This window comes from Pseudomonas sp. GW822-FHT03F08, from assembly GCF_058801265.1.
The window spans coordinates 45,161-71,222 of record NZ_JBXANC010000013.1 but is presented as its reverse complement, the minus strand read 5'-3'; the positions used below and the strand labels follow the sequence as shown (position 1 = coordinate 71,222).

29 protein-coding genes are annotated in these 26,062 nt (G+C 59.8%); 13 read left to right on the top strand and 16 right to left on the bottom strand.

All coding sequences use genetic code 11. From position 1 onward, the window contains the following. Nucleotides 1-17: 17 nt before the first annotated feature. The 6 genes from flgJ to AC1RME_RS26875 form a co-directional block, all read right to left on the bottom strand. A complete protein-coding gene (flgJ, locus tag AC1RME_RS26900) occupies nucleotides 18-1,310 on the bottom strand; it encodes a flagellar assembly peptidoglycan hydrolase FlgJ (RefSeq protein WP_493091985.1) in 1,293 nt (430 codons plus the stop codon). An 11-nt stretch (nucleotides 1,311-1,321) separates the two neighbouring features. After that, nucleotides 1,322-2,410 (bottom strand): flagellar basal body P-ring protein FlgI, encoded by a 1,089-nt coding sequence (locus AC1RME_RS26895; RefSeq protein ID WP_080593281.1) that lies wholly within the window; start codon nucleotides 2,408-2,410, stop codon nucleotides 1,322-1,324. 27 nt (nucleotides 2,411-2,437) lie between these two features. Continuing rightward, nucleotides 2,438-3,133 carry a flagellar basal body L-ring protein FlgH gene (gene flgH, locus AC1RME_RS26890; RefSeq protein ID WP_007965503.1) on the bottom strand — a complete coding sequence of 232 codons (696 nt, stop codon included), beginning with the start codon at nucleotides 3,131-3,133 and terminating at the stop codon, nucleotides 2,438-2,440. 53 nt (nucleotides 3,134-3,186) lie between these two features. Continuing rightward, nucleotides 3,187-3,972 carry a flagellar basal-body rod protein FlgG gene (flgG, locus tag AC1RME_RS26885; protein ID WP_096822210.1) on the bottom strand — a complete coding sequence of 262 codons (786 nt, stop codon included), beginning with the start codon at nucleotides 3,970-3,972 and terminating at the stop codon, nucleotides 3,187-3,189. A 45-nt stretch (nucleotides 3,973-4,017) separates the two neighbouring features. Then, nucleotides 4,018-4,758, bottom strand: a complete 741-nt coding sequence (locus tag AC1RME_RS26880; protein WP_096822211.1) for a flagellar basal body rod protein FlgF — start codon at nucleotides 4,756-4,758, stop codon at nucleotides 4,018-4,020. Nucleotides 4,759-4,993: 235 nt separating this feature from the next. After that, nucleotides 4,994-6,553: a sigma-54-dependent transcriptional regulator gene (locus AC1RME_RS26875; protein ID WP_096822212.1), complete on the bottom strand. Its 1,560-nt coding sequence runs from the start codon at nucleotides 6,551-6,553 to the stop codon at nucleotides 4,994-4,996. A 223-nt stretch (nucleotides 6,554-6,776) separates the two neighbouring features. Between AC1RME_RS26875 and phhA the strand changes: the two genes are divergently transcribed. The 6 genes from phhA (at nucleotide 6,777) to AC1RME_RS26845 (ending at nucleotide 11,152) form a co-directional block, all read left to right on the top strand. Further along, nucleotides 6,777-7,613, top strand: a complete 837-nt coding sequence (gene phhA / locus AC1RME_RS26870; RefSeq protein ID WP_225739972.1) for a phenylalanine 4-monooxygenase — start codon at nucleotides 6,777-6,779, stop codon at nucleotides 7,611-7,613. 117 nt (nucleotides 7,614-7,730) lie between these two features. Further along, a complete protein-coding gene (locus AC1RME_RS26865; RefSeq protein WP_003222798.1) occupies nucleotides 7,731-8,087 on the top strand; it encodes a 4a-hydroxytetrahydrobiopterin dehydratase in 357 nt (118 codons plus the stop codon). After that, a complete protein-coding gene (locus tag AC1RME_RS26860; RefSeq protein ID WP_493091984.1) occupies nucleotides 8,087-9,280 on the top strand; it encodes an amino acid aminotransferase in 1,194 nt (397 codons plus the stop codon). The genes AC1RME_RS26865 and AC1RME_RS26860 overlap by 1 nt, the downstream gene beginning before the upstream one ends. Nucleotides 9,281-9,480: 200 nt before the next feature. Then, nucleotides 9,481-9,612: a hypothetical protein gene (locus tag AC1RME_RS26855; RefSeq protein WP_255261961.1), complete on the top strand. Its 132-nt coding sequence runs from the start codon at nucleotides 9,481-9,483 to the stop codon at nucleotides 9,610-9,612. Between the two features lie 38 nt (nucleotides 9,613-9,650). Next, nucleotides 9,651-9,869, top strand: coding sequence for a hypothetical protein (locus AC1RME_RS26850; protein WP_096822214.1), 219 nt, complete (start codon nucleotides 9,651-9,653; stop codon nucleotides 9,867-9,869). Between the two features lie 95 nt (nucleotides 9,870-9,964). Then, complete coding sequence (locus tag AC1RME_RS26845; protein WP_176504895.1) at nucleotides 9,965-11,152, top strand: MFS transporter; 1,188 nt, start codon at nucleotides 9,965-9,967, stop codon at nucleotides 11,150-11,152. Here the strand turns inward: AC1RME_RS26845 and arfB are convergent. After that, nucleotides 11,149-11,562: an alternative ribosome rescue aminoacyl-tRNA hydrolase ArfB gene (gene arfB / locus AC1RME_RS26840; protein ID WP_096822216.1), complete on the bottom strand. Its 414-nt coding sequence runs from the start codon at nucleotides 11,560-11,562 to the stop codon at nucleotides 11,149-11,151. The two genes, AC1RME_RS26845 and arfB, sit on opposite strands and share 4 nt — an antisense overlap. A 295-nt stretch (nucleotides 11,563-11,857) precedes the next feature. Between arfB and queC the strand changes: the two genes are divergently transcribed. Then, nucleotides 11,858-12,556, top strand: a complete 699-nt coding sequence (gene queC, locus AC1RME_RS26835; RefSeq protein WP_096822217.1) for a 7-cyano-7-deazaguanine synthase QueC — start codon at nucleotides 11,858-11,860, stop codon at nucleotides 12,554-12,556. A 70-nt stretch (nucleotides 12,557-12,626) separates the two neighbouring features. Here queC and AC1RME_RS26830 read toward each other — a convergent pair whose 3' ends face one another. Both AC1RME_RS26830 and AC1RME_RS26825 read right to left on the bottom strand, forming a co-directional pair. Beyond that, nucleotides 12,627-13,505, bottom strand: a complete 879-nt coding sequence (locus AC1RME_RS26830; protein ID WP_096822218.1) for a queuosine precursor transporter — start codon at nucleotides 13,503-13,505, stop codon at nucleotides 12,627-12,629. Next, on the bottom strand, nucleotides 13,495-14,094 hold the full coding sequence (locus AC1RME_RS26825) for a helix-turn-helix transcriptional regulator (protein WP_096822249.1): 600 nt from the start codon (nucleotides 14,092-14,094) through the stop codon (nucleotides 13,495-13,497). The genes AC1RME_RS26830 and AC1RME_RS26825 overlap by 11 nt, the downstream gene beginning before the upstream one ends. 552 nt (nucleotides 14,095-14,646) lie before the next feature. On the opposite strand from AC1RME_RS26825, the gene glyA reads away from it, so the two are divergent. Beyond that, complete coding sequence (gene glyA / locus AC1RME_RS26820) at nucleotides 14,647-15,996, top strand: serine hydroxymethyltransferase (protein ID WP_493091983.1); 1,350 nt, start codon at nucleotides 14,647-14,649, stop codon at nucleotides 15,994-15,996. A gap of 94 nt (nucleotides 15,997-16,090) precedes the next feature. Here the strand turns inward: glyA and AC1RME_RS26815 are convergent, their stop codons facing one another. The 7 genes from AC1RME_RS26815 to AC1RME_RS26785 form a co-directional block, all read right to left on the bottom strand. Continuing rightward, complete coding sequence (locus AC1RME_RS26815) at nucleotides 16,091-17,509, bottom strand: amino acid permease (RefSeq protein WP_096822220.1); 1,419 nt, start codon at nucleotides 17,507-17,509, stop codon at nucleotides 16,091-16,093. 826 nt (nucleotides 17,510-18,335) lie between these two features. Beyond that, nucleotides 18,336-19,553: a 23S rRNA pseudouridine(2605) synthase RluB gene (rluB, locus tag AC1RME_RS26810; RefSeq protein ID WP_096822221.1), complete on the bottom strand. Its 1,218-nt coding sequence runs from the start codon at nucleotides 19,551-19,553 to the stop codon at nucleotides 18,336-18,338. A 155-nt stretch (nucleotides 19,554-19,708) separates the two neighbouring features. Further along, a complete protein-coding gene (locus tag AC1RME_RS26805) occupies nucleotides 19,709-19,900 on the bottom strand; it encodes a DUF1289 domain-containing protein (protein WP_102620320.1) in 192 nt (63 codons plus the stop codon). 2 nt (nucleotides 19,901-19,902) lie between these two features. Further along, the gene (gene scpB / locus AC1RME_RS26800; RefSeq protein ID WP_493091982.1) at nucleotides 19,903-20,916 is read right to left on the bottom strand and encodes an SMC-Scp complex subunit ScpB; all 1,014 of its coding nucleotides are present in this window, start codon (nucleotides 20,914-20,916) and stop codon (nucleotides 19,903-19,905) included. An 11-nt stretch (nucleotides 20,917-20,927) separates the two neighbouring features. Further along, the gene (locus AC1RME_RS26795; RefSeq protein WP_096822223.1) at nucleotides 20,928-21,746 is read right to left on the bottom strand and encodes a segregation and condensation protein A; all 819 of its coding nucleotides are present in this window, start codon (nucleotides 21,744-21,746) and stop codon (nucleotides 20,928-20,930) included. Next, nucleotides 21,747-22,376 (bottom strand): L-threonylcarbamoyladenylate synthase, encoded by a 630-nt coding sequence (locus AC1RME_RS26790; RefSeq protein WP_096822250.1) that lies wholly within the window; start codon nucleotides 22,374-22,376, stop codon nucleotides 21,747-21,749. Between the two features lie 13 nt (nucleotides 22,377-22,389). Further along, nucleotides 22,390-23,253 carry a PHP domain-containing protein gene (locus tag AC1RME_RS26785; protein WP_493091981.1) on the bottom strand — a complete coding sequence of 288 codons (864 nt, stop codon included), beginning with the start codon at nucleotides 23,251-23,253 and terminating at the stop codon, nucleotides 22,390-22,392. An 87-nt stretch (nucleotides 23,254-23,340) separates the two neighbouring features. On the opposite strand from AC1RME_RS26785, the gene AC1RME_RS26780 reads away from it, so the two are divergent. The 5 genes from AC1RME_RS26780 to AC1RME_RS26760 all read left to right on the top strand — a co-directional run bounded on the left by AC1RME_RS26780 (nucleotide 23,341) and on the right by AC1RME_RS26760 (nucleotide 26,046). Continuing rightward, the gene (locus AC1RME_RS26780) at nucleotides 23,341-23,937 is read left to right on the top strand and encodes a septation protein A (protein WP_085710410.1); all 597 of its coding nucleotides are present in this window, start codon (nucleotides 23,341-23,343) and stop codon (nucleotides 23,935-23,937) included. Between the two features lies 1 nt (nucleotide 23,938). Then, the gene (locus AC1RME_RS26775; RefSeq protein WP_096822226.1) at nucleotides 23,939-24,238 is read left to right on the top strand and encodes a YciI family protein; all 300 of its coding nucleotides are present in this window, start codon (nucleotides 23,939-23,941) and stop codon (nucleotides 24,236-24,238) included. Nucleotides 24,239-24,359: 121 nt separating this feature from the next. After that, a complete protein-coding gene (locus AC1RME_RS26770; protein WP_096822227.1) occupies nucleotides 24,360-24,770 on the top strand; it encodes an SH3 domain-containing protein in 411 nt (136 codons plus the stop codon). Nucleotides 24,771-24,777: 7 nt separating this feature from the next. Then, nucleotides 24,778-25,455 (top strand): response regulator transcription factor, encoded by a 678-nt coding sequence (locus AC1RME_RS26765; RefSeq protein WP_096822228.1) that lies wholly within the window; start codon nucleotides 24,778-24,780, stop codon nucleotides 25,453-25,455. Between the two features lie 141 nt (nucleotides 25,456-25,596). After that, nucleotides 25,597-26,046 carry a Spy/CpxP family protein refolding chaperone gene (locus AC1RME_RS26760; RefSeq protein WP_102620317.1) on the top strand — a complete coding sequence of 150 codons (450 nt, stop codon included), beginning with the start codon at nucleotides 25,597-25,599 and terminating at the stop codon, nucleotides 26,044-26,046. Nucleotides 26,047-26,062: the final 16 nt, after the last annotated feature.

Sequence of the window (26,062 nt, the reverse complement as noted above, 5' to 3'; positions counted from 1 at the left end):
CAAACCTTACCTTGTGTTTATAAAGGCGTTGTTGAAACGCCGGCCGCAGCGTAGTTCTGATTTACCGTCATCTGCCTGGCAATCTGCGAAATCTTGCTTGCGTAGTTCGGGTCGGTTGCGTAACCGGCCTTTTGCAACTCGCGTACAAACTGTTCTGGGTTATCGGCCGACTTCAGCACATCTTGATAGCGATTATTGCTCTGCAGCAAAGTCACCAGATCGTGGAAGCTGTCCTTGTACGAGGCGTAGGAACGGAACTCCGCCGTCTCCTTGACCATCTGCCCGTTGCGGAACTCGCTGGTGATCGCACGGGCCGAATCGCCCTGCCAGTTGCTGCTGGCCTTGATGCCGAACAGGTTGTGACTGCTGGTGCCGTCCTGGGCGCGCATGACCGACTTGCCATAGCCGGTTTCGAGTGCGGCCTGAGCCACCAGGTAACGCGGATCGACACCGATGCGCGCGGCCGCTTCCTTGGCCATCGGCAGCATGGTGTTGACGAATTCGTCGGCGTTGCTGAACGCTTTCTTCGCCGGCGCCAGCGGAATCTGTGCCATGGCGCGACCGTAAATCTGCATCTGCCCGCCAGAGGCCTTGTCCGCCTCGGCGCGGGCCAGCCAGTCGCCGTTGTACAGCGGACCGGAACCGATGGCAGCGGCCGTCGTGGCGCGTTGCGGCAATTGAGTGGCCGCCGTCGGCGTGGCCGAAGGCACCAGACCGGCGAGCAAGCGATCAGCCAGTTTCGGCGGCAGCGCCAGGCGACGCTGGTTGATCATTTCCATGTCGTTGCGATGGGTCAGCTGAGTGTTCGGCGCATGCACCGAACGCGAAGCCCACAACGGACGTTCGCCATTGAGGCGCGACAGCGGACCGTTGGTAGCCACGGTGCCGGCGGCAATCGGCGTTTCCACCGCAGCGGCCTTGGCCAGGGCTTCCTGCTGCTTGGCAGCCGACGCGGCGGCGGCCTCGCCCGGCGCCATCGGTTTGTTCTTCGACATCTGCTTCATCAGCACGTCGGCCAGACCGATACCACCGCCCTCGCGGGACAGGGAAACCGCCAGTTGCTGGTCGTACATTTCCTGATACTGCTTGGCTGCCGGGGTGTTGAGCGGGTTGTCCTGGCCCAATGCCTCAGTGGCCGAGCGCATCGACTTGAGCATTTCACCGAGGAACAGCGATTCGAATTCCTGCGCCACCTTGCGCATGTTCCCGTCGCTGTTCTTGTCGCCGACCTTGAGCTGGTTCAGACGATTGAGGTCGGAGTACGAACCCGAATCGCTGCTACTGACCAGACCGCTTTTGCGCATATCCATGAGTGCCGTCCTCAGATCACGATCAGGTCGGCTTGCAACGCGCCGGCCTGCTTCAGTGCTTCGAGAATGGCCATCAGGTCACCCGGCGCCGCGCCGACCTGGTTCACCGCACGCACGATTTCGTCGAGGGTGGTGCCCGGGCCGAACTTGAACATCGGCTTGGCTTCCTGCTGAGCATTCACCCGCGAGCGCGGCACCACGGCCGTCTGACCATTGGACAGCGGGCCCGGCTGGCTGACGATCGGGTCTTCGGTGATGGTCACGGTCAAGCTGCCGTGGGTCACGGCGGCCGGCGAAACTTTCACGTTCTGGCCGATGACGATGGTGCCGGTACGCGAGTTGATGATGACTTTCGCCACGGCCTGGCCCGGGTCGACTTCGAGGTTTTCCAGGATCGACAGATAGTCGACACGCTGGCTCGGATCGAGCGGCGCAGTGACGCGGATCGAACCACCGTCGATGGCCTGGGCAACGCCAGGGCCGAGCATGTCGTTGATCTTGTCGACGATGCGCTTGGCGGTGGTGAAGTCGGAACGGTTGAGGTTCAGCGTCAGGCTGTTGCCCTGGTTGAAACCGCTCGGCACCGAACGTTCGACCGATGCGCCGCCCGGGATGCGACCGGCCGACGGAACGTTGACGGTGATCTTCGAACCGTCACGACCTTCAGCATCGAAACCGCCGACCACCAGGTTGCCCTGAGCGATGGCGTAGACGTTGCCGTCGATACCCTTGAGCGGGGTCAGCAACAGGGTGCCGCCGCGCAGGCTCTTGGAGTTACCGATGGAAGAAACGGTAATGTCGACCTGCTGACCCGGTTTGGCGAACGCCGGCAGATCGGCACTCACCGATACCGCCGCGACGTTTTTCAACTGCACGTTGCCCGATCCCGGCGGCACCTTGATGCCGAACTGCGAGAGCATGTTGTTGAAGGTCTGCAGGGTGAACGGGGTTTGCGTCGTCTGGTCGCCGGTGCCGTTAAGCCCGACCACCAGGCCGTAGCCGATCAACTGGTTGGAACGCACGCCAGAGATGCTGGCGATATCTTTCAGCCGCTCGGCGTGGGCACCAAAGGCTGCGGACATCAACGCCGCAGCGAGCATGAGGCTCTTGAAATTCAACGTAGCCACCTAGAAAGGGAACAGCGGGCTGAGGAAGAAACGGTCGAACCAGCCTGGCTGACTCGCATCGGCGAACGAACCGGTGCCCGAGTAGGTGATGCGCGCATCGGCGACCCGGGTCGACGACACGGTGTTGTCGGTGGCGATGTCATCGGCACGAACAAGACCGGCGATCCGCACCAGCTCATCACCGGTGTTGAGGGTCATCCACTTCTCGCCGCGCACAGCGATGATGCCGTTGGGCAGCACGTCGGCGACGGTCACGGTGATCGAACCGGTCAGGGTGTTGCCCTGGGCCGCCTTGCTGTCGCCCTTGGTCGCACGGTCGCCGCTGTAGCCGACGTCCAGGCTCAGGTCGTTACCGCCCAACGGGTTGTTGGTGGTGCCGCTGCCGCCGAACAACGAAGTCAGGCCGATGCCGGTCTTGCTGTTCTTGGCCACTTGCGAGTTGGCGTTCTTGCTGGCCTGAGTCTTCTCGTTCAAGGTGATGGTGATGATGTCACCGACCCGGAACGCCTTGCGGTCGCTGTACAGGTTCTGTTCGAAACCGGCCTGATAGATCGAGCCGTTGTTGGCGGCCGCCGGCAACGGCGTCCGCGGCAACACCGGGGCGTAGTAAGGGTCATTGGGCTTGGGCGTCGGAGCGACGCAGCCCGCGAGCGAGACCACCCCACCCAATGCCAGAACAGATACGAAGCGTTTCATGACCCTTACCTCACGGTGTTGCAGGCGGCCTCATGGCCGCCTCATAGACTTGATTACAGATTCTGCGTTACGAACGAGAGCATCTGGTCGGCGGTGGAGATCACCTTGGAGTTCATCTCGTAAGCGCGCTGAGTGGTGATCATGTTGACCATCTCTTCCACGGTGCTGACGTTGGAGGTTTCCAGAGTGTTCTGCAGGGTGGTGCCGAAACCGTTCAGGCCCGGAGTGCCGATTTGCGGCGCGCCGGAAGCGGCGGTTTCCAGGAACAGGTTGTTGCCCACGGCTTGCAGACCGGCCGGGTTGATGAAGTCGGCGGTTTGCAGGTTGCCGATCACTTGCGAGGCGGCGTTGCCGGCAACGGTGATCGACACGGTGCCGTCACGGCCGACGGTGAAGGTCTGGGCATTGTTCGGAATGACAATGGCCGGTTCCAGTGCGAAGCCGCTGGCGTTGACGATCTGGCCATTGGAATCGAGGTGGAAAGTACCGTCACGGGTGTAGGACGTAGTGCCGTCCGGTTGCAGGATCTGGAAGAAACCACGGCCGTCGAGGGCCATGTCCAGCGGCTGCTCGGTGGTTTGCAGGCTACCGGCGGTGAAGTTCTTCTGGGTGCCGACGATGCGCACACCGGTACCCACTTGCAGACCCGACGGCAGTTCGCTGTCCTGGGTCGACTGGGCGCCTGGCTGACGCTTGATCTGATACAGCAGGTCCTGGAACTCGGCGCGGTCACGTTTGAAACCCGTGGTCGACACGTTCGCCAGGTTGTTGGAAATGGTGGTCAGGTTGGTGTCCTGGGCGGACAGACCGGTTTTGGCAACCCATAGAGCCGGAAGCATTCGATTCTCCTCGTGCGCCTGTTTTACGGCGCGACGTTCTGATAATTAGCTGATCTGCAAGACCCGAGCCATGGCCTGGTCGTCGTCTTTGGCGGTGTTCATCATCTTGACGTGCAACTCGAACTGCTTGGCCAGGGCCAGCACCGACGTCATTTCTTCCACGGCATTGACGTTGCTCGACTCCAGGAAACCCGACACCAGTTTGACGTTGGCATCGGCCGGCGCAGGCTGGCCGTCCTTGGTGTAGATCGAACCGTCCAGGCCCTTGTTCATGTTCTTGATGTCCGGATTGACCAGTTTGATCCGGTCGACTTCGGCCATAACGCGCGGGCCTTCGCCCATCGCACGAATACTGATGGTGCCGTCTTCACCGACTTCCACCTGCTGCTGCGGCGGCACGGCAATCGGCCCGCCATTGCCCATGACCGGCATGCCGTTGCCGGCACGCAGCACGCCCAGGGCGTCGATATTGAGGCTGCCGGTGCGCACGTAGCTTTCGCCGCCGTTGGGGTTCTGCACGGCAATGAAACCGTTGCCGGTCACGGCGACGTCGAGGTCGCGACCGGTCTCCACCAGGGAGCCTGCGGTGAAGTCGGTGGCGGGCCGTTCGCTCATGGCAAACGCACGCGCCGGAAAGCTGTCACCGAACACCGGCATCGAACGCGCCTGCTCCAGGTCGCGCTGAAAACCATTGGTGGAGATGTTCGCCAGGTTGTTGGCATGAGCCTTTTGCGCCAGTGCGTTCTGGCTGGCGCCGGTCATTGCCACATAAAGGTACTTGTCCACACTCTTTCCTCTGCATGCCGGACGTTTGCCGCCCACCGCTGTACTGCTGAGCCACAAGCAATTTGCAGACCAACTTTTTTCTGGCGGTCGAGGACCCGATAAACAAAGGACTTGAGGGAGTCAGCAGGGTTTGGGGAAATGTATCGAAGTCGAAAAACCGGCGGTGTCATGCCGCTTGGCGGCAATGGTGAGGCGCGATCACCCCATGCCTTGCGCAGGAGTGATCGCGCAGGGATCAAGACTCGGTCTTGCCCACCTCATACTCACGCAGCTTGTTGGCAATCGTGGTGTGCGAGACGCCCAGCCGCTTGCCCAGCTGCCGACTGCTCGGATGTTCGGAATACAGTCGCTCAAGCACTGCTTTCTCGAAGCGCCCGACAATCTCGTCGAGCCCGCCCTCCAGCGAGAAATCGCCAAGCGGCTGACGCACGCCATAGTCCGGCAGACGAATATGCTCAGCCTTGACCGTCCCGCCATCACACAGCGAAACCGCCTGGAACAGCACGTTCTCCAGTTGTCGCACGTTGCCCGGCCAGTGGTAGTGACTGAGCCGATCCATCGCCGCCGGCGCCAGCTTCGGCAACGGGCAACCGATCTGCCGACTGGCCTGATCGAGGAAGTGCTCCACCAGCGGCGTCAAACCGTCGAGGCATTCGCGCAGTGGCGGGATGTGCAACGAAAGCACGTTTAAGCGATGGTACAAATCCTGGCGAAACTCGCCACGGGCGCACAACTCGGACAGGTCGACCTGGGTGGCGCAGATCACGCGCACATCCAGGTAAACCTCTTCATCACTGCCCACACGACGGAAGCAACCGTCCTGCAGGAAGCGCAGCAATTTCACCTGCAAGCGCGGGCTCATTTCACCGACACCATCGAGGAACAACGTGCCGCCCGCCGTCAGCTCCAGCAGCCCGAGCTTGCCTTCAGCCCGCGCCCCTTCGAAGGCACCGGGGCCGTAGCCGAACAACTCGGTCTCGGCCATCGACTCCGGCAGCCCCGCGCAGTTGAGCGCCATCAATGGCGACTGGCCGCGCGGACTCGCCAGGTGACAAGCCCGAGCCAGCAACTCTTTACCGGTGCCGGTTTCGCCTTCAATTAGAAGAGGCGCATCGAGCGGCGCCATGCGCCGGGCTTCACGCACCACCGCCGCCATCACTTTCGAGCTTTGAAAGATACTGTCGAAACCACGCAACTCCTGCTTGCGCACGTTGTAGATGCGCTCGCCGACCCGATCCGCCCGATGCAGCGTCAGTACCGCACCGGCCATGGCCTCGCTGTCGTCGTGCTCCGATTGCAGGGGAGCGATGTCGGCCAGAAAGATATCGCCCTTGACCTTGACCCGCATGCCGTTGATTCGCGATTTGTTGGCGCGCACCAGTTCGGGCAAGTCGAAATCCTCGGCGTAACGCGACAGTGGAATCCCCGGCACTTCGTCGACCCGCACGCCGAGCAACTGCGCCGCCGCACGGTTGGCGGCAACGATCGAGCCGCCCATGTCGATCGACAGCACCGGAAACTCCAACGCACCGAGCAACGCATTCAGTTCCATGTGCCGGCGTTCGCTGGGCATCAGCCCTACCCGCTTGACGCCGAACACCCCGGCGATGGCTTCGAATTTGGGCCGCAACGCCTGGAACTGCAGGTTGATCAGGTTCGGGCAATGCAGATAGATCGCATTGCCATGCTCACCACCGACCTCGCCGCGGGCAACGTTGATCCCGTACTCCACCAGCAGATTGAGGATGTCGCGCAGGATGCCGATGCGGTTCTGGCAGTGGACTTTGATACGCATATAAAGGCCCGAAACAGGTAGAGGGGCGGATTTTTCTCTGCCGCCCGCAAGATAGTCGTCAAGATTATGTGACAGACACCGGCCATTTCAAACCCGCCAATCACCGTAATCACGACTTATCGCACAAAGCGTAACGATAATTTTACGATTTAAAGAGACTTTTCCTACTCGGCCGGTCATCAACCTGCTGCAACACGGCACGCTCTGGGGTATTTCTCAGTCCATAGCAGGACATAACAAGAACGAATTCCCCTCGCAGGAGAGCAGTATGAAGCAGACGCAATACGTGGCCCGCGAGCCCGATGCGCAAGGTTTTATCGACTACCCCGCCGAAGAACACGCGGTGTGGAACACGCTGATCACCCGCCAGTTGAAAGTGATCGAGGGTCGGGCGTGCCAGGAATACCTGGACGGTATCGAAAAACTCGGTCTGCCCCACGACCGCATTCCGCAACTGGGCGAGATCAACAAGGTGCTCGGCGAGACCACCGGTTGGCAGGTCGCCCGCGTCCCGGCGCTGATTCCGTTCCAGACCTTTTTCGAATTGCTCGCCAGCAAGCAGTTCCCGGTGGCCACGTTCATTCGCACTCGCGAAGAACTGGACTACCTGCAAGAACCGGACATTTTCCACGAGATCTTTGGTCACTGCCCGCTGCTGACCAACCCGTGGTTCGCCGAATTCACCCACACCTACGGCAAGCTCGGCCTGCAAGCGACCAAGGAAGAGCGCGTTTATCTGGCGCGCCTGTACTGGATGACCATCGAGTTCGGCCTGGTCGACACCCCGCAAGGTAAACGCATCTACGGCGGCGGCATCCTGTCCTCGCCGAAGGAAACTGTTTACTCGCTGTCGGACGAACCTGAACATCAGGCCTTCGATCCGCTGGAAGCCATGCGCACGCCGTATCGCATCGACATCCTGCAACCGCTGTACTTTGTCCTGCCGAACCTCAAGCGCCTGTTCGACCTCGCCCACGAAGACATCATGGGCATGGTCAAGCAAGGCATGCAGCTGGGTCTGCACGCGCCAAAATTTCCGCCGAAACCAAAAGCTGCGTGAACCGTGGCTTTTACTTACAAGTGAGTCTGTCAGTCGTCGCGGCTTTGGTTTAGCGTGACGACATTGACGACCGTAACAGCTCTTATAAAAAAGACATCCGATCTCAGGAATCAAACCATGTCCACTTTGAACCAAGCCCATTGCGAAGCGTGCCGTGCCGATGCCCCACAAGTCAGCGATGAAGAACTGCCGATCCTGATCAAGCAGATCCCTGACTGGAACATCGAAGTGCGTGACAGCATCATGCAGCTGGAAAAAGTCTTTCTGTTCAAGAACTTCAAACACGCACTGGCTTTCACCAACGCCGTCGGCGAGATCTCCGAGGCCGAAGGTCATCACCCGGGCCTGCTGACCGAGTGGGGCAAAGTCACCGTGACCTGGTGGAGCCACTCGATCAAAGGCCTGCACCGCAACGACTTCATCATGGCCGCGCGCACTGACGAAGTGGCCAAGACCGCAGAAGGACGCAAGTAATGCACTTCGACGCCATCGGCCGGGTGCCCGGCGACCCGATCCTCGGCCTGATGGAGGCCTACGCGCAGGATTCCAACCCGCGCAAGTTCGACCTCGGCGTGGGCGTCTACAAGGACGCCCAGGGCCTGACGCCGATTCCCGAAGCGGTGAAAATCGCCGAGGCGCGTCTGGTCGAAAGCCAGGACACCAAGACCTACATCAGTGGTCACGGCAATCCGCTGTTCGGCAAGGTCATCAATGAGCTGGTGCTGGGTGCCGATTCGGCACTGATCACCCAGCAACGCGCCGGAGCTACCCAGACCCCGGGCGGCACCGGTGCCCTGCGTCTGGCAGCGGATTTCATCGCGCAATGCCTGCCGGGCAAAGGCGTATGGCTGAGCAACCCGACCTGGCCAATCCACGAAACGATTTTCGCGGCGGCCGGGGTCAAGATCAGTCATTACCCGTACGTCGGCAGCGACAACCGCCTCGACGTCGATGCGATGCTCGCCGTGCTCAACGAAGTGCCGAAAGGCGATGTGGTGCTGCTGCACGCGTGCTGCCACAACCCGACCGGTTTCGACCTGAGTCACGACGACTGGCACCGGGTGCTGGACGTGGTGCGCAGCCGCAATCTGCTGCCGCTGATCGACTTCGCCTACCAGGGCTTTGGCGACGGTCTGGAGCAGGATGCATGGTCAACCCGGTTGTTCGCCGCCGAGTTGCCTGAGCTGCTGATCACCAGTTCCTGCTCGAAGAACTTCGGCCTGTACCGCGACCGTACCGGTGCGCTGATCGTCTGCGCGAAAACCGCTGACAAGCTCATCGACATCCGCAGCCAGCTGGCGCACATCGCCCGCAACCTGTGGTCGACGCCGCCGGATCACGGCGCGGCTGTGGTCGCCACGATCCTCGCCGACCCGGAGCTGAAACGCCGCTGGGCCGACGAAGTGGAAGCCATGCGTCTGCGCATCGCCCAGTTGCGCAGCGGTCTGGTGGAAGCGCTGGAACCGCACGGTCTGCGCGAGCGCTTTGCGCACATTGGCGTGCAACGCGGGATGTTTTCCTACACCGGCCTGTCGCCGGAACAAGTGAAAAACCTGCGCGAGCATCACAGCGTGTACATGGTCAGCTCGGGCCGCGCCAACGTCGCCGGGATTGATGCGACACGCCTGGATCTGCTGGCCGAAGCGATCGCTAGCGTCTGCAAATAAACGAATGTCAGGGGCGGCGGGCACACCGCCGCTCCCGCATTTGCCCTGCGTCACCCTGTCGCACTTGTCTAGACAATCCCGCCCGTCGCAACAAGCGGAATTAAAAATCTGTTTGTCATTTTTACTGCTGTATCCTTCGCAGGCTTTCTGAAAGCGCGGATCTACCAGATCTATCAACAGACTTAGCGAGGAGCGCAACCATGCACGAGATTCCCAATCTCCCCTTCCCAAGCCTGCACGTACCTGAGCAGACGACCACGCAACAAGCCGGTGCCCAACAGCCCGAGCCGAAAGAAGCCGCCGAAAGCCGTCCGGCCGACAGCAAAGAGTAAGTAACACCCACCGTACAGACCGTGTGGAAAGCGCTAACATGCGCTTTCCACACTGCCTGAAGCCCGAGCCTGCCATGACCGACGAATCCTTTAACGAACAACAGGCTGAAATCCTCATCGGCGCCACCGAGAAGATGATCGAGATCTGGAGCCGCCTCTCGCCCGAGAAGCAAGCCGCCCTGCTCGCCCGTTTCGGCAGCGAAGAAAATGCCCTCGCCGCACTGGTCACCACGCAACTGGTCGCCCCGGCCAAATAGTTTTACTTTTCCCGGCCGCAGCATCGTCCACGCCGGTATCATGAGCAGCCTATCTATTCTGCTCTCCCCGTGGATCGTTACCCATGTCGTCCTCTATGCCAGAACCCCAGCGCCCCCTGGCGGTCACGCTGCAAGTCGTTTCCATCGTCCTGTTCACCTTCATCGGCTACCTGAATATCGGCATCCCGCTGGCCGTGCTGCCCGGCTACGTGCACAGCGACCTGGGCTTCGGGGCGGTCATCGCCGGTCTGGTGATCAGCGTGCAATACCTCGCCACCCTGCTCAGCCGCCCATATGCCGGCAAGATCATCGACAACAAGGGCAGCAAACGCGCGGTGATGATTGGTCTGGCCGGTTGTGGCTTGAGCGGTGTGTTCATGCTGATTTCGGCCTGGACCCCGAACCTGCCGATGCTCAGCCTGATCAGCCTGTTCATCGGCCGTCTGGTGCTCGGCAGCGCGGAAAGTCTTGTCGGCTCCGGATCCATCGGCTGGGGCATCGGCCGCGTCGGGGCGGCCAACACCGCCAAAGTCATCTCGTGGAACGGCATCGCCAGTTACGGCGCGCTGGCGATCGGTGCGCCGCTGGGCGTGTGGCTGGTCAGCCGTTTCGGCCTCTGGAGCATGGGCGTGAGCATTCTGTTGCTTGCAGCGCTGGGCCTGCTGCTGGCCTGGCCGAAAACCGCCGCGCCGATTGTCGCTGGCGAGCGCTTGCCGTTCATGCACGTGCTGGGTCGCGTCTTTCCCCACGGCTGCGGACTGGCGCTGGGCTCGATCGGTTTCGGCACCATCGCTACCTTCATCACGTTGTATTACGCCACCCAGCATTGGGATAACGCGGTGCTGTGCCTGAGTCTGTTCGGTGCCAGCTTCATTGGCGCGCGACTACTGTTCGGCAACCTGATCAACCGTCTCGGCGGCTTTCGCGTGGCAATTGCCTGCCTCTCGGTGGAAACACTGGGCCTGCTATTGCTATGGCTGGCGCCGGATGCGCACTGGGCATTGGCGGGTGCGGCGCTGAGCGGTTTCGGCTTCTCGCTGGTGTTCCCGGCGCTGGGCGTGGAAGCGGTGAACCTGGTGCCGGCTTCCAGCCGTGGCGCGGCGGTTGGCGCCTATTCATTGTTCATCGACTTGTCGTTGGGGATCACCGGGCCGCTGGCCGGGGCGATTGCGGCGGGCTTCGGTTTTGCCTCGATCTTCCTGTTTGCCGCGATCGCCGCGCTGAGCGGCCTGGCGTTGAGCGTCTATCTGTACCGCCACACGTCGAAGTACCGCGAAGACTAGAAATCCACCTTGCCGCGCCCGGCCTTGATGCTGCCGCGCTTGGTCTTCGACTCCAGCCGACGCTTCTTCGAACCCAGCGTCGGCTTGGTTGGACGGCGCTTCTTCTCGATCTTGGTGGCGCTGAGGATCAGCTCGGTCAGACGCTCCAGTGCATCGGCGCGATTCTGTTCCTGCGTGCGGTATTGCTGAGCCTTGATGATCAACACGCCGTCGCTGGTGATGCGAGTGTCGCGAAGCGCCAGCAGCCGCTCCTTGTAGAACTCGGGCAAGGACGAGGCGGGAATATCAAAGCGCAGGTGCACGGCGCTGGAGACCTTGTTGACGTTCTGCCCGCCGGCCCCTTGGGCGCGGATGGCAGTCAGTTCGATCTCGGCATCCGGCAGATGCACGTTATTGGAAATCTTCAGCATTGCATTCTCATCGTAGAGCCTGTTTCGCCGTACCTGTAGCGGGTACGGTCAGCATGACCTTGGTGTGCTTTCAGTGTCGCGCCCTTTCACTATACACGGCGACTATCAGGCGACACGGGCAGGCGAAACGGGAAAACACCCGGGAGAAATGTCACGCCAACATGGGGGCATTAATCAGTGCCAACGAGCGCCGTACTCCGTAGAATATCGCCACGGCAATGAGCAACCGAGACAAGAACCTCCTCGATTATTGTTCAAACATTGCACTTACTCGATCAATGCAGGAAGCATAACCATGAGCAATAAAGCAGTTATCGTTTTTAGCGGCGGGCAGGATTCAACAACCTGTTTGATCCATGCCTTGACCCACTACGATGAAATCCACTGCATCACGTTTGACTATGGCCAGCGCCATCGCGCAGAAATTGAAGTTGCACAGCAACTGGCAAAAGAACTTGGTGTGACCGTACACAAGACCATGGACGTGTCACTGCTGAATGAACTGGCCATCAGTAGCCTGACGCGCGACAACATTCCAGTCCCGACCATCAATAGTTCAGGAGAAAGCCTGCCGAGTACATTTGTGCCGGGCCGGAACATCCTGTTTTTGACCCTGGCTTCCATATATGCGTACCAGGTTCAGGCCAAGACCGTCATTACCGGTGTTTGTGAAACAGACTTCTCTGGCTACCCGGATTGCCGAGATGACTTTGTAAAGGCACTGAACAAAGCCCTTGAACTGGGTATGGATTACAAATTGACCCTGGACACTCCGCTGATGTGGCTGAACAAAGCGGAAACCTGGGCGCTGGCCGATTACCATAACCGGCTGGAGTTCATTCGCGACCAGACACTGACCTGCTACAACGGCATCAAAGGCAACGGCTGTTCCAATTGCGATGCCTGTAATCTTCGTGCCAAAGGCCTCAACGAATTCCTGAACAACAAAGAACAGGTTGCGCACAGCCTGAAAGCAAAACTGAATCTGAACTGAGTATATAACGACACATCAAGCGCTCACCCGGCATGACAGCAACAACACACCCGGTGAGCGCCATCCTGCATTATTGCGTCTGACCGCCAGTCAGGTACTTCTTGAACAATGCCCTTGCCCCGTAGGCAGGCAAGACATTAAAGAAAGCGAAGCCTACCTTTATCGCAATCTGGACGTAGATCATGTTCAGTATCGCGCTGGTTTCCATCGCGCCATAAAATGCGATGAAGCAGAAAAGAAAGCTGTCGATGATCACCGCAAACAACGTACTTAAAAACACGCGCAAAAACAGGAATCTGGAGTTCGTGAGTTCCTTGATTTTGCACAACAGATACGAGTTGATATTCTCGGAAACCAGGAATGAAACAGAAGAGGCTACCAGGACAGAAGACAACTGACTGATAACGTCATTGTAAGGCCCATCGAGCTTCCAGCCCGGCAGCCCGGGGAGATGTGTCGTGATGGCCAGCAAAATGATGATGGCCGCGTTGCTGATAAAAGCAAAAAGTATCGCTTTTCGCGCAAGCCTGAGACCGAACGTCTCATTCAACAAATCGACGATCAGAAAGGTCAACGGATAAAGAAAGGTACCCGGCGTTACGATAATATCAAAGTATTCCAGATAGATCGGTTTGGTCGCGGCGATACTGGTAAAGATATACAGCGTAAACAACATGAGGTTCAGAATGATATAGATCATCCAGGAACTCTCATGACGATCATTCAGATCATAGGCGGTGAGCGTCTCTCCCTGGGAATAAAACTTCTTGTACAGGTTTTTGACTTCTATCTTGTTCAGATTGTCCATAATCTCACTATTCAACACTTCACTCAGTTTTATTTTAATAATCTTGCCGGTCGCGATGACCATGATGACGGCCAGGCTTTTTCCATTTTCAAACCCCAATAGCTTGTACTTGCTGTTTTCCATTTCAACACTACAACCCATTAAATCGTTCCTCGATTATATCCCCGACAACACAAATGCGATCCGTAGCAACGCTGATCTCTTTGGTTATAAGCAGCCTGTTTGTGATCTTGTCATACACCAGCTTTTCCCTGTCGCCGGTCGACGAGCCTTTCTGCACGATCAATAGATCGCCTGGCTCATGTAAACCATTGATCTCGTTCTCCAGCAGCACACCTATCAAGTTGAAGGAGGTGCCGAAATAGTAAGTCAACGGGTAAATCGTGGCCAACTCGCCTATCCTTTTATCCAGACTCTGGATAACCAGGCTCTCTTTTATGATAGGCACTGCCGCCGGGTTCATATTGCCCTGCGGAGAAATACTGCTTTCTATTATCTCCTTCTCTTCAAAATCGATCGTTTCTATTTCCTCATAAGAAACGCCGAAAAAATCAGAAATCTTGCGAACCGTGGACTGCTGTACGTTGACCACCTTCCCTTCGAGAATATTATAGATGGTGGTTCGGGTCAGGCCACTGGAGTTGCACAAGGACAGCTGCGTCTCCCCACGACTTTTAATCAAGTACTTGATGTTGTTTTTCAGATTCTCCGATCTTTCTCTTCTGTGCATGAAGTGCTTACCATCCATTTATAACTGTAATTGACATCACACCCCGAGCGCTCACTCATGGATCACTCAAGTCAAGTGGGTCATTACAGTTTTATCCGTATCAAAGCCGCGCGCGATCATAGCATCCTCCCTCCTTGAGTGACTAAACGACACCGCATAGTCCAGGTCAGCAAAATCTGTACTGACTTGTTAGTTCTCCTTGTCGTCACCCGTGACACCTGGAAAGTCACGCCTGCCGAGCTGCAGTTTTACACCCTTCAGGGGGACAAAAAGAATCATTTTATTTGAACAATGTTCATTTTTCTGATTAATCTTGTGGCGTTCCCAAGCAAAAAATCTATGATGCATCCGGCGATTCTCTCCTCACGGTTACGAGCAGAGGTCATGAAAACCGGCTGTTTAAACAGGCTTTAGTTTTGCGCGCATCGCCGCCAGAACACGGATCGGCCTGTATGGCGCTTGGCAGAACATGGACGCAGGTACGCACACGCAGGACCAGGGAAGACGCGCGGTTGTTCGTTGCGCGCAACAAACAGGGAAGGAATACAGACAATGCCAGTCAATACCGAACAGCTTACGAACCAGGCCGACTTACTGCGACGTGGCCTGGCGGATCTTCGGGCGGAAGACGCCGAACTCGCACAGATCCTCGACGCTGAAGTCACGCGTCAACACCGGACTCTCTCGCTGATCTCCTCCTCTTGCGCAGTCAAGCCTCGCACCTTGGTGGCATCGGCGTCGGCGCTGGTCAACGTGACGGCCGAGGGCATGCCCGGCAGGCGCTATAACGCCGGGTGCGAGAACGTCACCCGGGTCGAGTCGCTGGCCATCCGAAGAGCCCGGGAGCTGTTCGACGCCCAGTACGCCAACGTGCAGTCACACTCGGCGTCGAACGCCAACTACCAGGTGCTCACCGGCCTGCTTGAGCCGGGAGATACGCTGCTGGGAATGGCCGTCGAACACGGAGGTCATCTCACCCACGGCAGCACCGCCGCGTTTTCGGGCGACCACTACAAGGCGATCCAGTACGGCACGACCGCCGACGGCCTGATCGATTACGACAACGTACGCCGACTGGCCCTCGACCACCGCCCGCGCATCATCATGTGCTGCGCCACCGCCTATTCACAGGTTGTGGACTTCGAACGATTCCGTGAGATTGCCGATGAGGCCGGAGCGATACTGCTCGCTGATATTTCGCACATCGCCGGACTGGTTGCCACCGGGCGACATCCGAGCCCGATCAACGTTGCACACGTCACCACGACCTGCACGCACAAGCAACTCATGGGCCCCCGCGGCGGCCTGATCCTTTCCGGCCGGGACGCGAACACCAAGGTACCCGGCCTGAGGACGACCTTCAGTCGTGCCCTTGATCAAGCCGTGTTTCCCGGAATGCAGGGCGCGCCGGCGGTCAACATGATCGCGGCCAAGGCGGCGGCACTGGGCTATGCAAGGTCGGCCGAGTTCGACGCCTACATGGCGCGGATCCGGAGCACGGCCGATGAACTCGCCAGTGCGTTTCAGGCACATGACTACGAGGTCGTGGGCGGGCGCAGTGAGAACCACGCGATTCTGCTTCGGTTGCGCAGCGGTATCACCGGCGCCATTGCGGAGTCAGCGCTGGAGCACTGCGGGATTATCGTCAACAAACACCGCGTCCCCGGCGAGACCCGATCATCCCTCGTGACCAGTGGGCTGCGCATCGGCACCGGCTCCATCGCGCAACGCCACATCGACGCCCGGGGATGCCGGCAGATTGTCGATCTGATGTGCCGGATTCTGGACAACGTGACGCCGCTCGGCGAGCAGGACTACACGCTGGAGCCCACGCTGAGGGAGCAATTCCGCCTACAGACCGAAGCGCTGTGCACGCTGTATCCCATCGCTGACTACGCATAGCAGCTGGAGTGGCTCGTAACTCGGAAAAGCCTCCAGAATCTGCAAACACAAAAAACCCGGCACTTGGCCGGGTTTGTTGTTTCTGCAGAGTCGCTTATTTGGAAGCGCCTGCTGCAGACAGCGCTTGCTGCGCACCACGCTTGTTCTTGATCACGTAGCAGACCCACATGAACACGACCCACACCGGAATCGCATACACCGAGATCTGGATGCCCGGGATCAGCAACATCACACCCAGAATGAACGCGACGAACGCCAGGCAGATGTAGTTGCCGTACGGGTACCACAGCGCCTTGAACAGCGGCTTCTGGTTGGTCTTGTTCATGTGCTGGCGGAACTTGAAGTGCGAGAAGCTGATCATCGCCCAGTTGATCACCAGCGTTGCAACCACCAGCGACATCAGCAGTTCCAGCGCGTGTTGCGGGATCAGGTAGTTGAGCAACACGGCCACCAGCGTTACCGCCGCCGACGCCAGGATCGAACGTACCGGCACGCCACGCTTGTCGATCTTCGCCAGGCCTTTCGGCGCATCGCCCTGCTCAGCCATGCCCAGCAACATGCGGCTGTTGCAGTAGGTGCCGCTGTTGTACACCGACAGCGCGGCGGTCAACACCACGAAGTTGAGGATGTGCGCGGCGGTGCTGCTGCCGAGCATCGAGAACACTTGCACGAACGGGCTGCCGCTGTAGGAGTCGCCCGACGCATTGAGGGTTTCCAGCAGGCTGTCCCATGGGGTCAGCGACAGCAGGATCACCAGTGCGCCGATGTAGAAAATCAGGATCCGGTAGATCACCTGATTGATCGCTTTCGGGATCACGGTTTTCGGCTTGTCGGCTTCGGCGGCGGTGAAACCGAGCATTTCCAGGCCGCCGAAGGAGAACATGATGATCGCCATGGCCATCACCAGACCGCTGACGCCGTTCGGGAAGAAGCCGCCGTGGGACCACAGGTTGCTGACCGAAGCCTGCGGGCCGCCATGGCCGCTGACCAGCAGATAGCTGCCCAGGGCAATCATGCCGACGATCGCCACGACCTTGATGATCGCGAACCAGAATTCGGCCTCACCGAAGACTTTGACGTTGGCCAGGTTGATCGCGTTGATCAGCACGAAGAACGCGGCGGCGGTGACCCAGCTCGGGATCTCCGGCGCCCAGTAGTGGATGTACTTGCCGACCGCAGTCAGCTCCGACATGCCCACCAGGATGTACAGGATCCAGCAGTTCCAGCCCGACAGAAAACCGGCGAAGCCGCCCCAGTACTTGTGCGCAAAGTGGCTGAAGGAGCCGGCCACCGGCTCTTCGACGATCATCTCGCCGAGCTGGCGCATGATCATGAAAGCGATGAAGCCGCAGATGGCATAGCCGAGGATCATCGACGGGCCGGCGGATTTCAGCACCCCGGCCGAGCCGAGGAACAATCCGGTACCGATCGCGCCACCAAGGGCGATCAGTTGAATATGGCGATTTTTCAGGCCGCGTTTCAGCTCGCCTGATTGCGAGTTTTGTCCACTCATGAAAAAGGTCTCACGCAAGGTTTGATGATGTTCAGTAGACGTTGCTGCAAGGTTGCGATTTCAACCAACCTTGATCAAACCCCAGCGCAGGCACCAGGAATTCAGCTTTTTTACAACGGTCATGCGTCACCTGTTTGTTTTTATCTGTGACGAAATCGAACCCGACACGCTCGTGACGCGACGGAGTGAACAAGGCGGATAGCCTTGAGGTATGCGCGATTACGCAGAGGGTCACAGTTAAAACGCGGCGCATTGTACACCGCTAACCCCCTGCTGCCAGACCCCGCTGGATCAGCGTGTCGGTTGCCGGGATTGCGTGTGTCCGCCCCGAGAGGCTCGGGCGGCTGCAAAAATTGAGTCAGGCCTTTGCAGGCCATCGGCGTGGACGATGAAAAATCCGTCCCACGTAGAGAAGTGAAAATGGATATCGGCGTTCATTGCGCCTCCTTCTTGTTATGCACCTGCACGACAGGCATGGGGCGCATCTCACCTCTCAAACGAGCCTGAAACAAGCACGCCAGAGCCCTGCGCCGGCCCATATCGACAGGGCTTCGGCAGGTTTTCCTTACAGCCTTGCAAAGGCGCACGATCCACGGGACTCCGGGGCTTTTTCCGTAAATATTTGCTGACAGCGCGTAACGTAAAGTTTCCACAACAGACGAATCGAGAAGGGGTCCGCCCGTGGCTGTTAGCTCGCTAACTATTTGAAAGTGCTCCAGGTTTTTTGTTTTCAAATAAGAAAAAACCGCTCAAAAAAAGAAATAAAAAATCCAAAAAAAAACGCCAACCCGAAGGTTGGCGTTTTTTCATTCAGCGCTGAATACGATCATTCAGGCTTCTTGCGACCGAAACCCGGACGCTGGCCGGAACCGGCCGGTGCGCCACGGCGCTTGCCCGACGGCTTGTCATCGTCAGCCAGTTTGATGCCTGGACGCTTCGGCGCCGGCTTGGCCGGGCGCTTGGTGTCGGCTGGACGATCCGCCACCGGCGTACCGCGACCGGCCGGAGCACCCCGCTCGCCACGCTCGGTGCGGCCATTGGCCGGACGCGGAGCGCGCTCGCCGTCACGTGCTGCAGGCTTGCGACCTGGACGCTCGCCTTCGATCTGTGGCTCACGCACTTGACGCGGGCCGGCAGCCGCCGGTGCGCCATTGGCCGGACGCAAGGTGCGCACGCGCTCGGTACGGGCCATCGGGCGCGACGACTTGCGCTGCATGCGGTCGAGCTTGTCTTTGCTCTTGGCGTTCAGTTGCGGCATGGCCACCGGGGTCAGGCCGACTTCAGCACTCAGAATATCGACTTCGTACTGGCTCATTTCGCGCCAGCGGCCCATCGGCAGGTCGGAGTTGAGGAACACCGGACCGAAACGCACGCGCTTCAGGCGGCTGACCACCAGACCCTGGGATTCCCACAGACGACGCACTTCACGGTTGCGACCTTCCATCACCACGCAGTGATACCAGTGGTTGAAGCCTTCGCCACCCGGTGCCTGTTTGATGTCGGTGAAACGCGCCGGGCCGTCTTCCAGCACAACGCCGGCCTTCAGACGTTCAATCATCTCGTCATCGACTTCGCCGCGAACACGGACCGCGTACTCACGGTCCATCTCGTAGGACGGGTGCATCAGGCGGTTGGCCAGCTCACCGTCGGTGGTGAACATCAGCAGGCCGGTGGTGTTGATGTCGAGACGACCGATGTTGATCCAGCGCCCTTCTTTCGGACGCGGCAACTTGTCGAACACGGTCGGACGGCCTTCCGGGTCGTCACGGGTGCAGATCTCGCCATCGGGCTTGTTGTACATGATCACGCGGCGGACCGACTCGGCAGCCTCTTCACGCTTGATGACCTTGCCATCAATGGTGATTGCATCGTGCATGTCGACGCGCAGGCCGAGGGTGGCGTCTTTGCCATTGACCTTGATCCGGCCCTGGCTGATCCACGCTTCCACGTCACGGCGCGAGCCGACGCCGATACGGGCGAGGACTTTCTGCAGTTTTTCGCCTGCTGGGCCGATTTCCTGGTCGTCTTTCTGGTTGTCACTCATCTGGGCACCTCCCGGTGTGATCTGTTCAGCGGCTCAGGATTGAGCCCGCTGAAACGTTGAAATCTGGGTTTTCGGGCGAAGGGATCGCCGAAGGGTCGCGAATCATACGCGGATGTGTTCGTTCGCGCATCAGAGACTAGTCGATCGAGGCAAGGTTATTTCTTTTTCCGCCGACCGGTGGCACCGAGCTTGATCAGGCGCAGCGAAGCTTCGGCGAGCACCGTGCGCTTGTCGTCCTTGTCGAGTTTCTTCCAGGCCCTGATCTCGCGCTTGCTGCGACCGCAGCCAAGGCAGACGTCGTCGCTGAACTTGCAGAGGCTGATGCACGGGTCCTTGGCTGAGCTCATGCTCAATCTTCGAACTCGCGGCGCTCGGCTTCGATGGCCTCGGCCAGGGCGCGGGCTTCGGCTTCTTCTTCGCTCAGTTCTGGTTCCGGATCTGGTGCGGGTTGTTCAAGCCGGGCGACGGCGGCCAGCAGTTTTTCCCGGGCTTCGGCCACGCCGAGCACATCGTCTTCCTGCTCGGGCTCAGGCTCAAATTCCGATTCAGGCTCAAAATCGTCCTCTGGCTCTACCTCAGGCTCCACATCGACTGGCGGTTCAATCAGGTCGGACTCAAACCCCGACGGCATCGGCTCGCCATCCGCGACGTCACGCAGCAAATCGTCGAAGTCGGTCTTGATCCCCTCCTCCATGCTGTCCAGCTCCAGCAGCAGCGTGTGGAAACTGGTTTCCTCCTTCGGCTCTTCCGGTTCGGCGCTGGCATCGGCCAATTCCTGCAAGCCCGGCGGCACTGGAGCGTCGTCGAAGTCGAGCACCGGATCCGGCTCGATCTCGCGCAGTTCGGCCAGCGGCGGCAACTCGTCGAGGCTCTTGAGGTTGAAGTGATCGAGGAACAGCTTGGTGGTGGCGAACATCGCCGGCTTGCCCGGCACATCGCGGTAACCAACGATGCGGATCCACTCACGCTCCATCAGCGTCTTGACGATGTTGGTGTTGACCGCCACGCCACGCACGTCTTCGATCTCGCCGCGGGTGATCGGCTGGCGATAGGCAATCAACGCCATGGTTTCCAGCAGGGCCCGGGAATAACGCTGCGGGCGCTCTTCCCACAGGCGGCCGACCCATGGCGCGAACTTCTCGCGGATCTGCAGGCGATAGCCGGAGGCAACCTCCACGAGCTCGAACGCCCGCCCCTCGCAGGACTTGCCGAGCAGGGTCAGGGCTTTCTTGAAGACCGGCGGTTCCGGCCGTTCGCCTTCCTCGAACAACTCGTACAGGCGTTCAAGGGTTTGCGGCTTTCCCGAGGCCAACAGAAAGGCTTCAAGCAGGGGCGCCAGCTCGCGGGGTTCACTCAGGTTCATATCGGGACTCGTTATTCGGCTCGGGCTCGCACGTGGATCGCGGCGAACGGCTCATTCTGCACCAGCTCGACCAAGGATTCCTTGACCAGTTCAAGGATCGCCATGAAGGTCACCACCACACCGAGCCGACCTTCCTCGGCGGTGAACAGCTCGACGAACGGCACAAATCCGGCACCCTTGAGCCGTTCCAGCACGTCGCTCATGCGTTCGCGGGTGGACAGTGCCTCGCGGCTGACCTGATGGCTTTCGAACATGTCGCCACGGCGCAGCACTTCGGCCATGGACATCAATATTTCTTCCAGCGCCACGTCCGGCAACAGCTTGCGCGCCCGGGCTTCCGGGGCGTCGAGCTTGGGCACGATCACGTCGCGACCGACCCGGCTCAGGCCGTCGATGCCTTCGGCAGCGGCCTTGAAGCGTTCGTATTCCTGCAGACGACGGATCAGTTCGGCGCGCGGGTCGTCCTCTTCCTCTTCGACGGTTTCGGCCCGGGGCAGCAGCATCCGCGACTTGATCTCGGCCAGCATCGCCGCCATCACCAGATACTCGGCGGCCAGTTCCAGGCGCACCGACTGCATCAACTCGACATAGCCCATGTACTGGCGGGTGATTTCCGCCACCGGGATGTCGAGGATGTTGATGTTCTGTTTGCGGATCAGGTACAGCAGCAGATCGAGCGGGCCTTCGAAGGCTTCGAGGAAGACTTCCAGGGCGTCCGGCGGGATGTACAGGTCCAGCGGCATTTCCGTGACGGCCTGGCCATAGACCATGGCAAACGGCAGTTCCTGCTGGGCACCGGCCTGGGGATCAACGGTTTCCACTGCGGACATTCAGGCCTCGACCATGAACGGAGCCGGATCGCCGCAACCGACGCGGACCACTTCCGGATCGTCGCCGGTCAGGTCAATCACGGTGGAGGCCTTGATGCCGCCGAAACCGCCGTCGATGATCAGGTCCACTTGATGCTCGAGCAACTGGCGCATTTCGTACGGATCGCTCAGCGGGTCTTCATCGCCCGGCATGATCAGGGTCACGCTCATCAGCGGCTCGCCCAGTTCGGCAAGCAACGCCAAAGCGATCGGATGGCTCGGCACCCGCAGGCCGATGGTGCGCTTCTTCGGGTGCAGCAACAGCCGTGGCACTTCGCGGGTGGCATTGAGAATGAACGTGTAAGGCCCCGGCAAATGAGCCTTGAGAATACGGAAGGTGCCGGTGTCGATCTTGGCGTAATTGCCCAGTTGCGACAGGTCGCTGCAGATCAGCGCGAAGTTGTGCTTTTCGTCGAGCTGACGCAGGCGTCGAACGCGCTCGATGCCGTTCTTGTCGCCGATCTGGCAACCGATTGCGTAGGAAGAGTCCGTTGGATAGACCACCACCCCGCCTTTGCGGATGATTTCGACCGCCTGTTTGATCAGGCGCGCTTGCGGGTTTTCCGGATGGATCTGGAAAAATTGACTCACATTCTCTACCTGTTCAGACGGCGGCAATAACTGTGTCATGTTTGAACCGACACCACAGGGGTGGAAGGTCCTCCGGCACCGGCCGGTACTGGCCGATCTCGGACCAGCCACCAGGGCCATGGAAATCACTGCCGGCGCTGACCAGCAGACCGAACTCACGGGCAAGGATTGCAAGGCTGCCCACCTGTTCCGCAGGCTGATGACCGTTGACCACTTCGATCGCATGCCCGCCCGCTTGAATATAGTCGGCAATCAGCTTTCGGCGCTTGCTGCGAGTGAAATCGTAGTGCCAGGGATGCGCCAGGCTGACCCACGCCCCGGCGGCACGCAGCGTGCCGACGGTGTCTTCGAGGGTCGGCCAGTGTTGCTTGACGTCCCCCAGTTTGCCGGCGCCGAGCCATTTGCGGAACGCCTCGGCGCGATCCTTGACGAAACCTTCACGCACCATCCAGTCGGCGAAATGCGGACGGGCCGGCGCGTTGCCGCTGTCGCCCAGTTCCTGCTGGATCTGCCGTGCGCCGTCGAGCGCATTCGGCATGCCCTTGAGGGCGAGCTTGCGGCTTATTTCTTCAGACCGTAGCCAGCGGCCGTCGTGCAATTTCGCAATCGCCTCGACCAGCGGCGTGGCGTTGACGTCGAAACCGTAGCCCAGCACATGAATGGTGGCACCGCCCCAGGTGCAGGACAGCTCGACGCCGTTGACCAGTTGCATCCCCAGTTCCGTGGCCGCAATGCGCGCCTCGGCCAGGCCTTCGAGGGTATCGTGATCGGTCAGGGCCAGGACTCGCACGCCGTTCTCGAACGCACGCGCAACCAGTGCCGCAGGCGCCAGGGCGCCATCGGAGGCCGTGCTATGGCAGTGCAAATCAACATTCACGGGGATGTGTAACCTCAAATCAGCTGGCGCTATCGCGCGCCCATATGTTTGTTATTATGCCGCCACATCCAGCTTCTGGCTCTCACTGTGAAACAATTCATCGATTTCATCCCGCTTCTGCTGTTCTTCATCGTCTACAAACTCGATCCACGCACCGTCGACGTCGCCGGTCATGAGTTGACGGTTGGCGGCATTTACAGCGCCACCGCCGTGCTGATCATCAGCTCCCTGGTGGTTTATGGCGCGCTCTTCATCAAGCAGCGCAAGCTGGAAAAGAGCCAGTGGTTGACCCTGATTGCCTGCCTCGTGTTCGGCAGCCTGACCCTGGCCTTCCACAGCGAAACCTTCCTGAAGTGGAAAGCCCCGGTGGTCAACTGGCTGTTCGCCCTGGCCTTCATCGGCAGCCACTTCATCGGTGATCGTCTGCTGATCAAGCGCATCATGGGTCACGCACTGACACTGCCGGACGCTGTCTGGACGCGCCTGAACATCGCCTGGATCGGCTTCTTCCTGTTTTGCGGCGCCGCCAACCTGTTCGTCGCGTTCACCTTCCAGGACTACTGGGTGGACTTCAAGGTGTTCGGCAGCCTGGGCCTGACCGTGCTGTTCCTGGTCGCTCAGGGCATCTACCTGTCCCGTCACCTGCACGACGCCGATACCACAACGCCAAAAACCGAGGACTGACATGCTCTACGCAATCATTGCCACCGACGTCGCCAACTCCCTGGACGCGCGCCTCGCCGCTCGCCCGGCCCACCTTGAACGCCTGCAAGTGCTCAAGGGCGAAGGCCGCATCGTCCTGGCCGGCCCGCACCCGGCCGTCGACAGCAATGATCCGGGCGCTGCGGGTTTCACCGGCAGCCTGATCGTCGCCGAATTCGACTCCCTGAGCGCTGCGCAAGCCTGGGCCGATGCCGATCCGTACATCGCCGCCGGTGTCTACGCCAATGTTGTCGTGAAGCCGTTCAAGCAAGTCCTGCCGTAACTTTCCCCCGACCGTGTCCCCACGCGATGAACCTTGTCGGTTCATCGCGTTCTCAATCGCTCATTATTCTCGTTTGCCGGCCGACAACCTGCCCAATATCCATTTGGTAACAGGAGTCGCGATGCGCAAGGGTCCGTTGTGTCTGATGTTGGTCACGTTGTCGATCGTGGCGCCCGCCCATGGTGTAGAAACCACCGAAAGCGGTAACTCCACGCCGCTTTCGTTGAGCGCCGGCAGCCAGATCACCGAGTTGCAGCAGCGCCTGAAGGCCAGCGAGCAGCAACGGGAAGAACTGAGCAAACAACTGCAAGATGCCGACAACACCCGCGAAAGCGCCCAGCTTGCCCGGTTGCGCCAAGAGAACCAGCGCCTGAAGCTGCAACTCAAGGAAGCCCAGGCCAGCCCGCTGCCGCGCCTGCTGACCGAACAGCAGCAATGGTTCGTCACCGGTGCCGGGGTAGCGCTATTGGCCCTGCTCTGCGGTATCTTTGCCAGTGGTGCAAGTCGAAAACGTCGACAATGGCTAAATTGAGTGAGTCATGAGCGAGCTGTTACTGATTGATGATGACGAGGAGCTGTGTGAGCTCCTGAGCAGTTGGCTGAGCCAGGAAGGCTTTCAGGTCCGTGCGTGTCACGACGGCCAGAGCGCCCGCAAGGCACTGGCCGAGACCGCGCCTGCCGCCGTGGTGCTGGACGTGATGCTGCCTGACGGCAGCGGTCTGGAACTCCTCAAGCAACTGCGCAACGACCACCCCGATCTGCCGGTGCTGATGCTCTCGGCTCGCGGCGAGCCGCTGGATCGCATCCTCGGCCTGGAACTGGGCGCCGACGATTACCTGGCCAAACCGTGCGACCCGCGCGAGCTCACCGCGCGCCTGCGCGCCGTTTTGCGCCGCAGTCACCCGGCCGCCGTCTCGACCCAACTTGAGTTGGGTGATTTGAGTTTCAGCCCGGTGCGTGGCGTGGTCAGCATCGACGAGAAGGAATTCACCCTCACCGTTTCCGAAAGCCGCCTGCTCGAAGCCCTGCTCAAGCAACCCGGCGAGCCGCTGGACAAACAGGAACTGGCGCAGATCGCCCTCGGCCGCAAGCTGACCCTGTACGACCGCAGCCTGGACATGCACGTCAGCAACCTGCGCAAGAAGATCGGCCCCCACGCCGACGGCCGCCCGCGCATCGTCGCCCTGCGCAGCCGCGGCTACTATTACAGCCTCTGAATCCCCGCACCCGGACGCTTTGTCAGTTTGATGACAAAGCGTCTTTACCCAAGCTTTACCCAGCGCTGACCGCCGCTGACCTTGATCTCCGTAATCTGGACTCATCCGGAACGTACCGGGAACGAGACAAGGAGATACACCATGCGCAAGACTCTTATCGCTCTGATGTTCGCTGCCGCTCTGCCAACCGTCGCCATGGCCGTGCCGCAGGATGGTGGCCCGATGGGCGGGCCGGACGGTGGCTGGCGCCACGGCGGTCAGATGCACGGCATGCACGGCAAAGGCCCGTACAGCCAGCTGGACCTGTCCCGCGAACAGCGCGAGCAGATCCGCAAGATCATGGGCGAGCAGATGCACGAGCGTAAGCAGACGGTCGAGAAATACCTGGAGAAACTCTCGCCAGCCGACCAGAAAGCCATGAAAGACGAGATGGCGGCCAACCACAAGAAAGCCGAATCCGATGTCCGCGCCGTGCTGAAGCCCGATCAACAGAAGAAATTCGACGAGATCCAGAAGAAACAGGACGAGCGTCGCGCCGAATGGGCTGAATTCAAGGCCTGGAAAGCGCAACAACCGCAAAAGGCGCAATAATGTTCTAGCGTCACGC

Excerpts from the sequence above, each read along its gene's own strand:
- flgJ (WP_493091985.1), bottom strand. The coding sequence starts at position 1,310 with ATGGATATGCGCAAAAGCGGTCTGGTCAGTAGCAGCGATTCGGGTTCG.
- AC1RME_RS26895 (WP_080593281.1), bottom strand. The coding sequence starts at position 2,410 with ATGCTCGCTGCGGCGTTGATGTCCGCAGCCTTTGGTGCCCACGCCGAG.
- flgH (WP_007965503.1), bottom strand. The coding sequence starts at position 3,133 with ATGAAACGCTTCGTATCTGTTCTGGCATTGGGTGGGGTGGTCTCGCTC.
- flgG (WP_096822210.1), bottom strand. The coding sequence starts at position 3,972 with ATGCTTCCGGCTCTATGGGTTGCCAAAACCGGTCTGTCCGCCCAGGAC.
- AC1RME_RS26875 (WP_096822212.1), bottom strand. The coding sequence starts at position 6,553 with ATGCGTATCAAAGTCCACTGCCAGAACCGCATCGGCATCCTGCGCGAC.
- AC1RME_RS26865 (WP_003222798.1), top strand. The coding sequence starts at position 7,731 with ATGTCCACTTTGAACCAAGCCCATTGCGAAGCGTGCCGTGCCGATGCC.
- AC1RME_RS26860 (WP_493091984.1), top strand. The coding sequence starts at position 8,087 with ATGCACTTCGACGCCATCGGCCGGGTGCCCGGCGACCCGATCCTCGGC.
- AC1RME_RS26855 (WP_255261961.1), top strand. The coding sequence starts at position 9,481 with ATGCACGAGATTCCCAATCTCCCCTTCCCAAGCCTGCACGTACCTGAG.
- AC1RME_RS26850 (WP_096822214.1), top strand. The coding sequence starts at position 9,651 with ATGCGCTTTCCACACTGCCTGAAGCCCGAGCCTGCCATGACCGACGAA.
- AC1RME_RS26845 (WP_176504895.1), top strand. The coding sequence starts at position 9,965 with ATGCCAGAACCCCAGCGCCCCCTGGCGGTCACGCTGCAAGTCGTTTCC.
- arfB (WP_096822216.1), bottom strand. The coding sequence starts at position 11,562 with ATGCTGAAGATTTCCAATAACGTGCATCTGCCGGATGCCGAGATCGAA.
- queC (WP_096822217.1), top strand. The coding sequence starts at position 11,858 with ATGAGCAATAAAGCAGTTATCGTTTTTAGCGGCGGGCAGGATTCAACA.
- AC1RME_RS26830 (WP_096822218.1), bottom strand. The coding sequence starts at position 13,505 with ATGGGTTGTAGTGTTGAAATGGAAAACAGCAAGTACAAGCTATTGGGG.
- AC1RME_RS26825 (WP_096822249.1), bottom strand. The coding sequence starts at position 14,094 with ATGCACAGAAGAGAAAGATCGGAGAATCTGAAAAACAACATCAAGTAC.
- glyA (WP_493091983.1), top strand. The coding sequence starts at position 14,647 with ATGCCAGTCAATACCGAACAGCTTACGAACCAGGCCGACTTACTGCGA.
- AC1RME_RS26815 (WP_096822220.1), bottom strand. The coding sequence starts at position 17,509 with ATGAGTGGACAAAACTCGCAATCAGGCGAGCTGAAACGCGGCCTGAAA.
- rluB (WP_096822221.1), bottom strand. The coding sequence starts at position 19,553 with ATGAGTGACAACCAGAAAGACGACCAGGAAATCGGCCCAGCAGGCGAA.
- AC1RME_RS26805 (WP_102620320.1), bottom strand. The coding sequence starts at position 19,900 with ATGAGCTCAGCCAAGGACCCGTGCATCAGCCTCTGCAAGTTCAGCGAC.
- scpB (WP_493091982.1), bottom strand. The coding sequence starts at position 20,916 with ATGAACCTGAGTGAACCCCGCGAGCTGGCGCCCCTGCTTGAAGCCTTT.
- AC1RME_RS26795 (WP_096822223.1), bottom strand. The coding sequence starts at position 21,746 with ATGTCCGCAGTGGAAACCGTTGATCCCCAGGCCGGTGCCCAGCAGGAA.
- AC1RME_RS26775 (WP_096822226.1), top strand. The coding sequence starts at position 23,939 with ATGCTCTACGCAATCATTGCCACCGACGTCGCCAACTCCCTGGACGCG.
- AC1RME_RS26770 (WP_096822227.1), top strand. The coding sequence starts at position 24,360 with ATGCGCAAGGGTCCGTTGTGTCTGATGTTGGTCACGTTGTCGATCGTG.
- AC1RME_RS26765 (WP_096822228.1), top strand. The coding sequence starts at position 24,778 with ATGAGCGAGCTGTTACTGATTGATGATGACGAGGAGCTGTGTGAGCTC.
- AC1RME_RS26760 (WP_102620317.1), top strand. The coding sequence starts at position 25,597 with ATGCGCAAGACTCTTATCGCTCTGATGTTCGCTGCCGCTCTGCCAACC.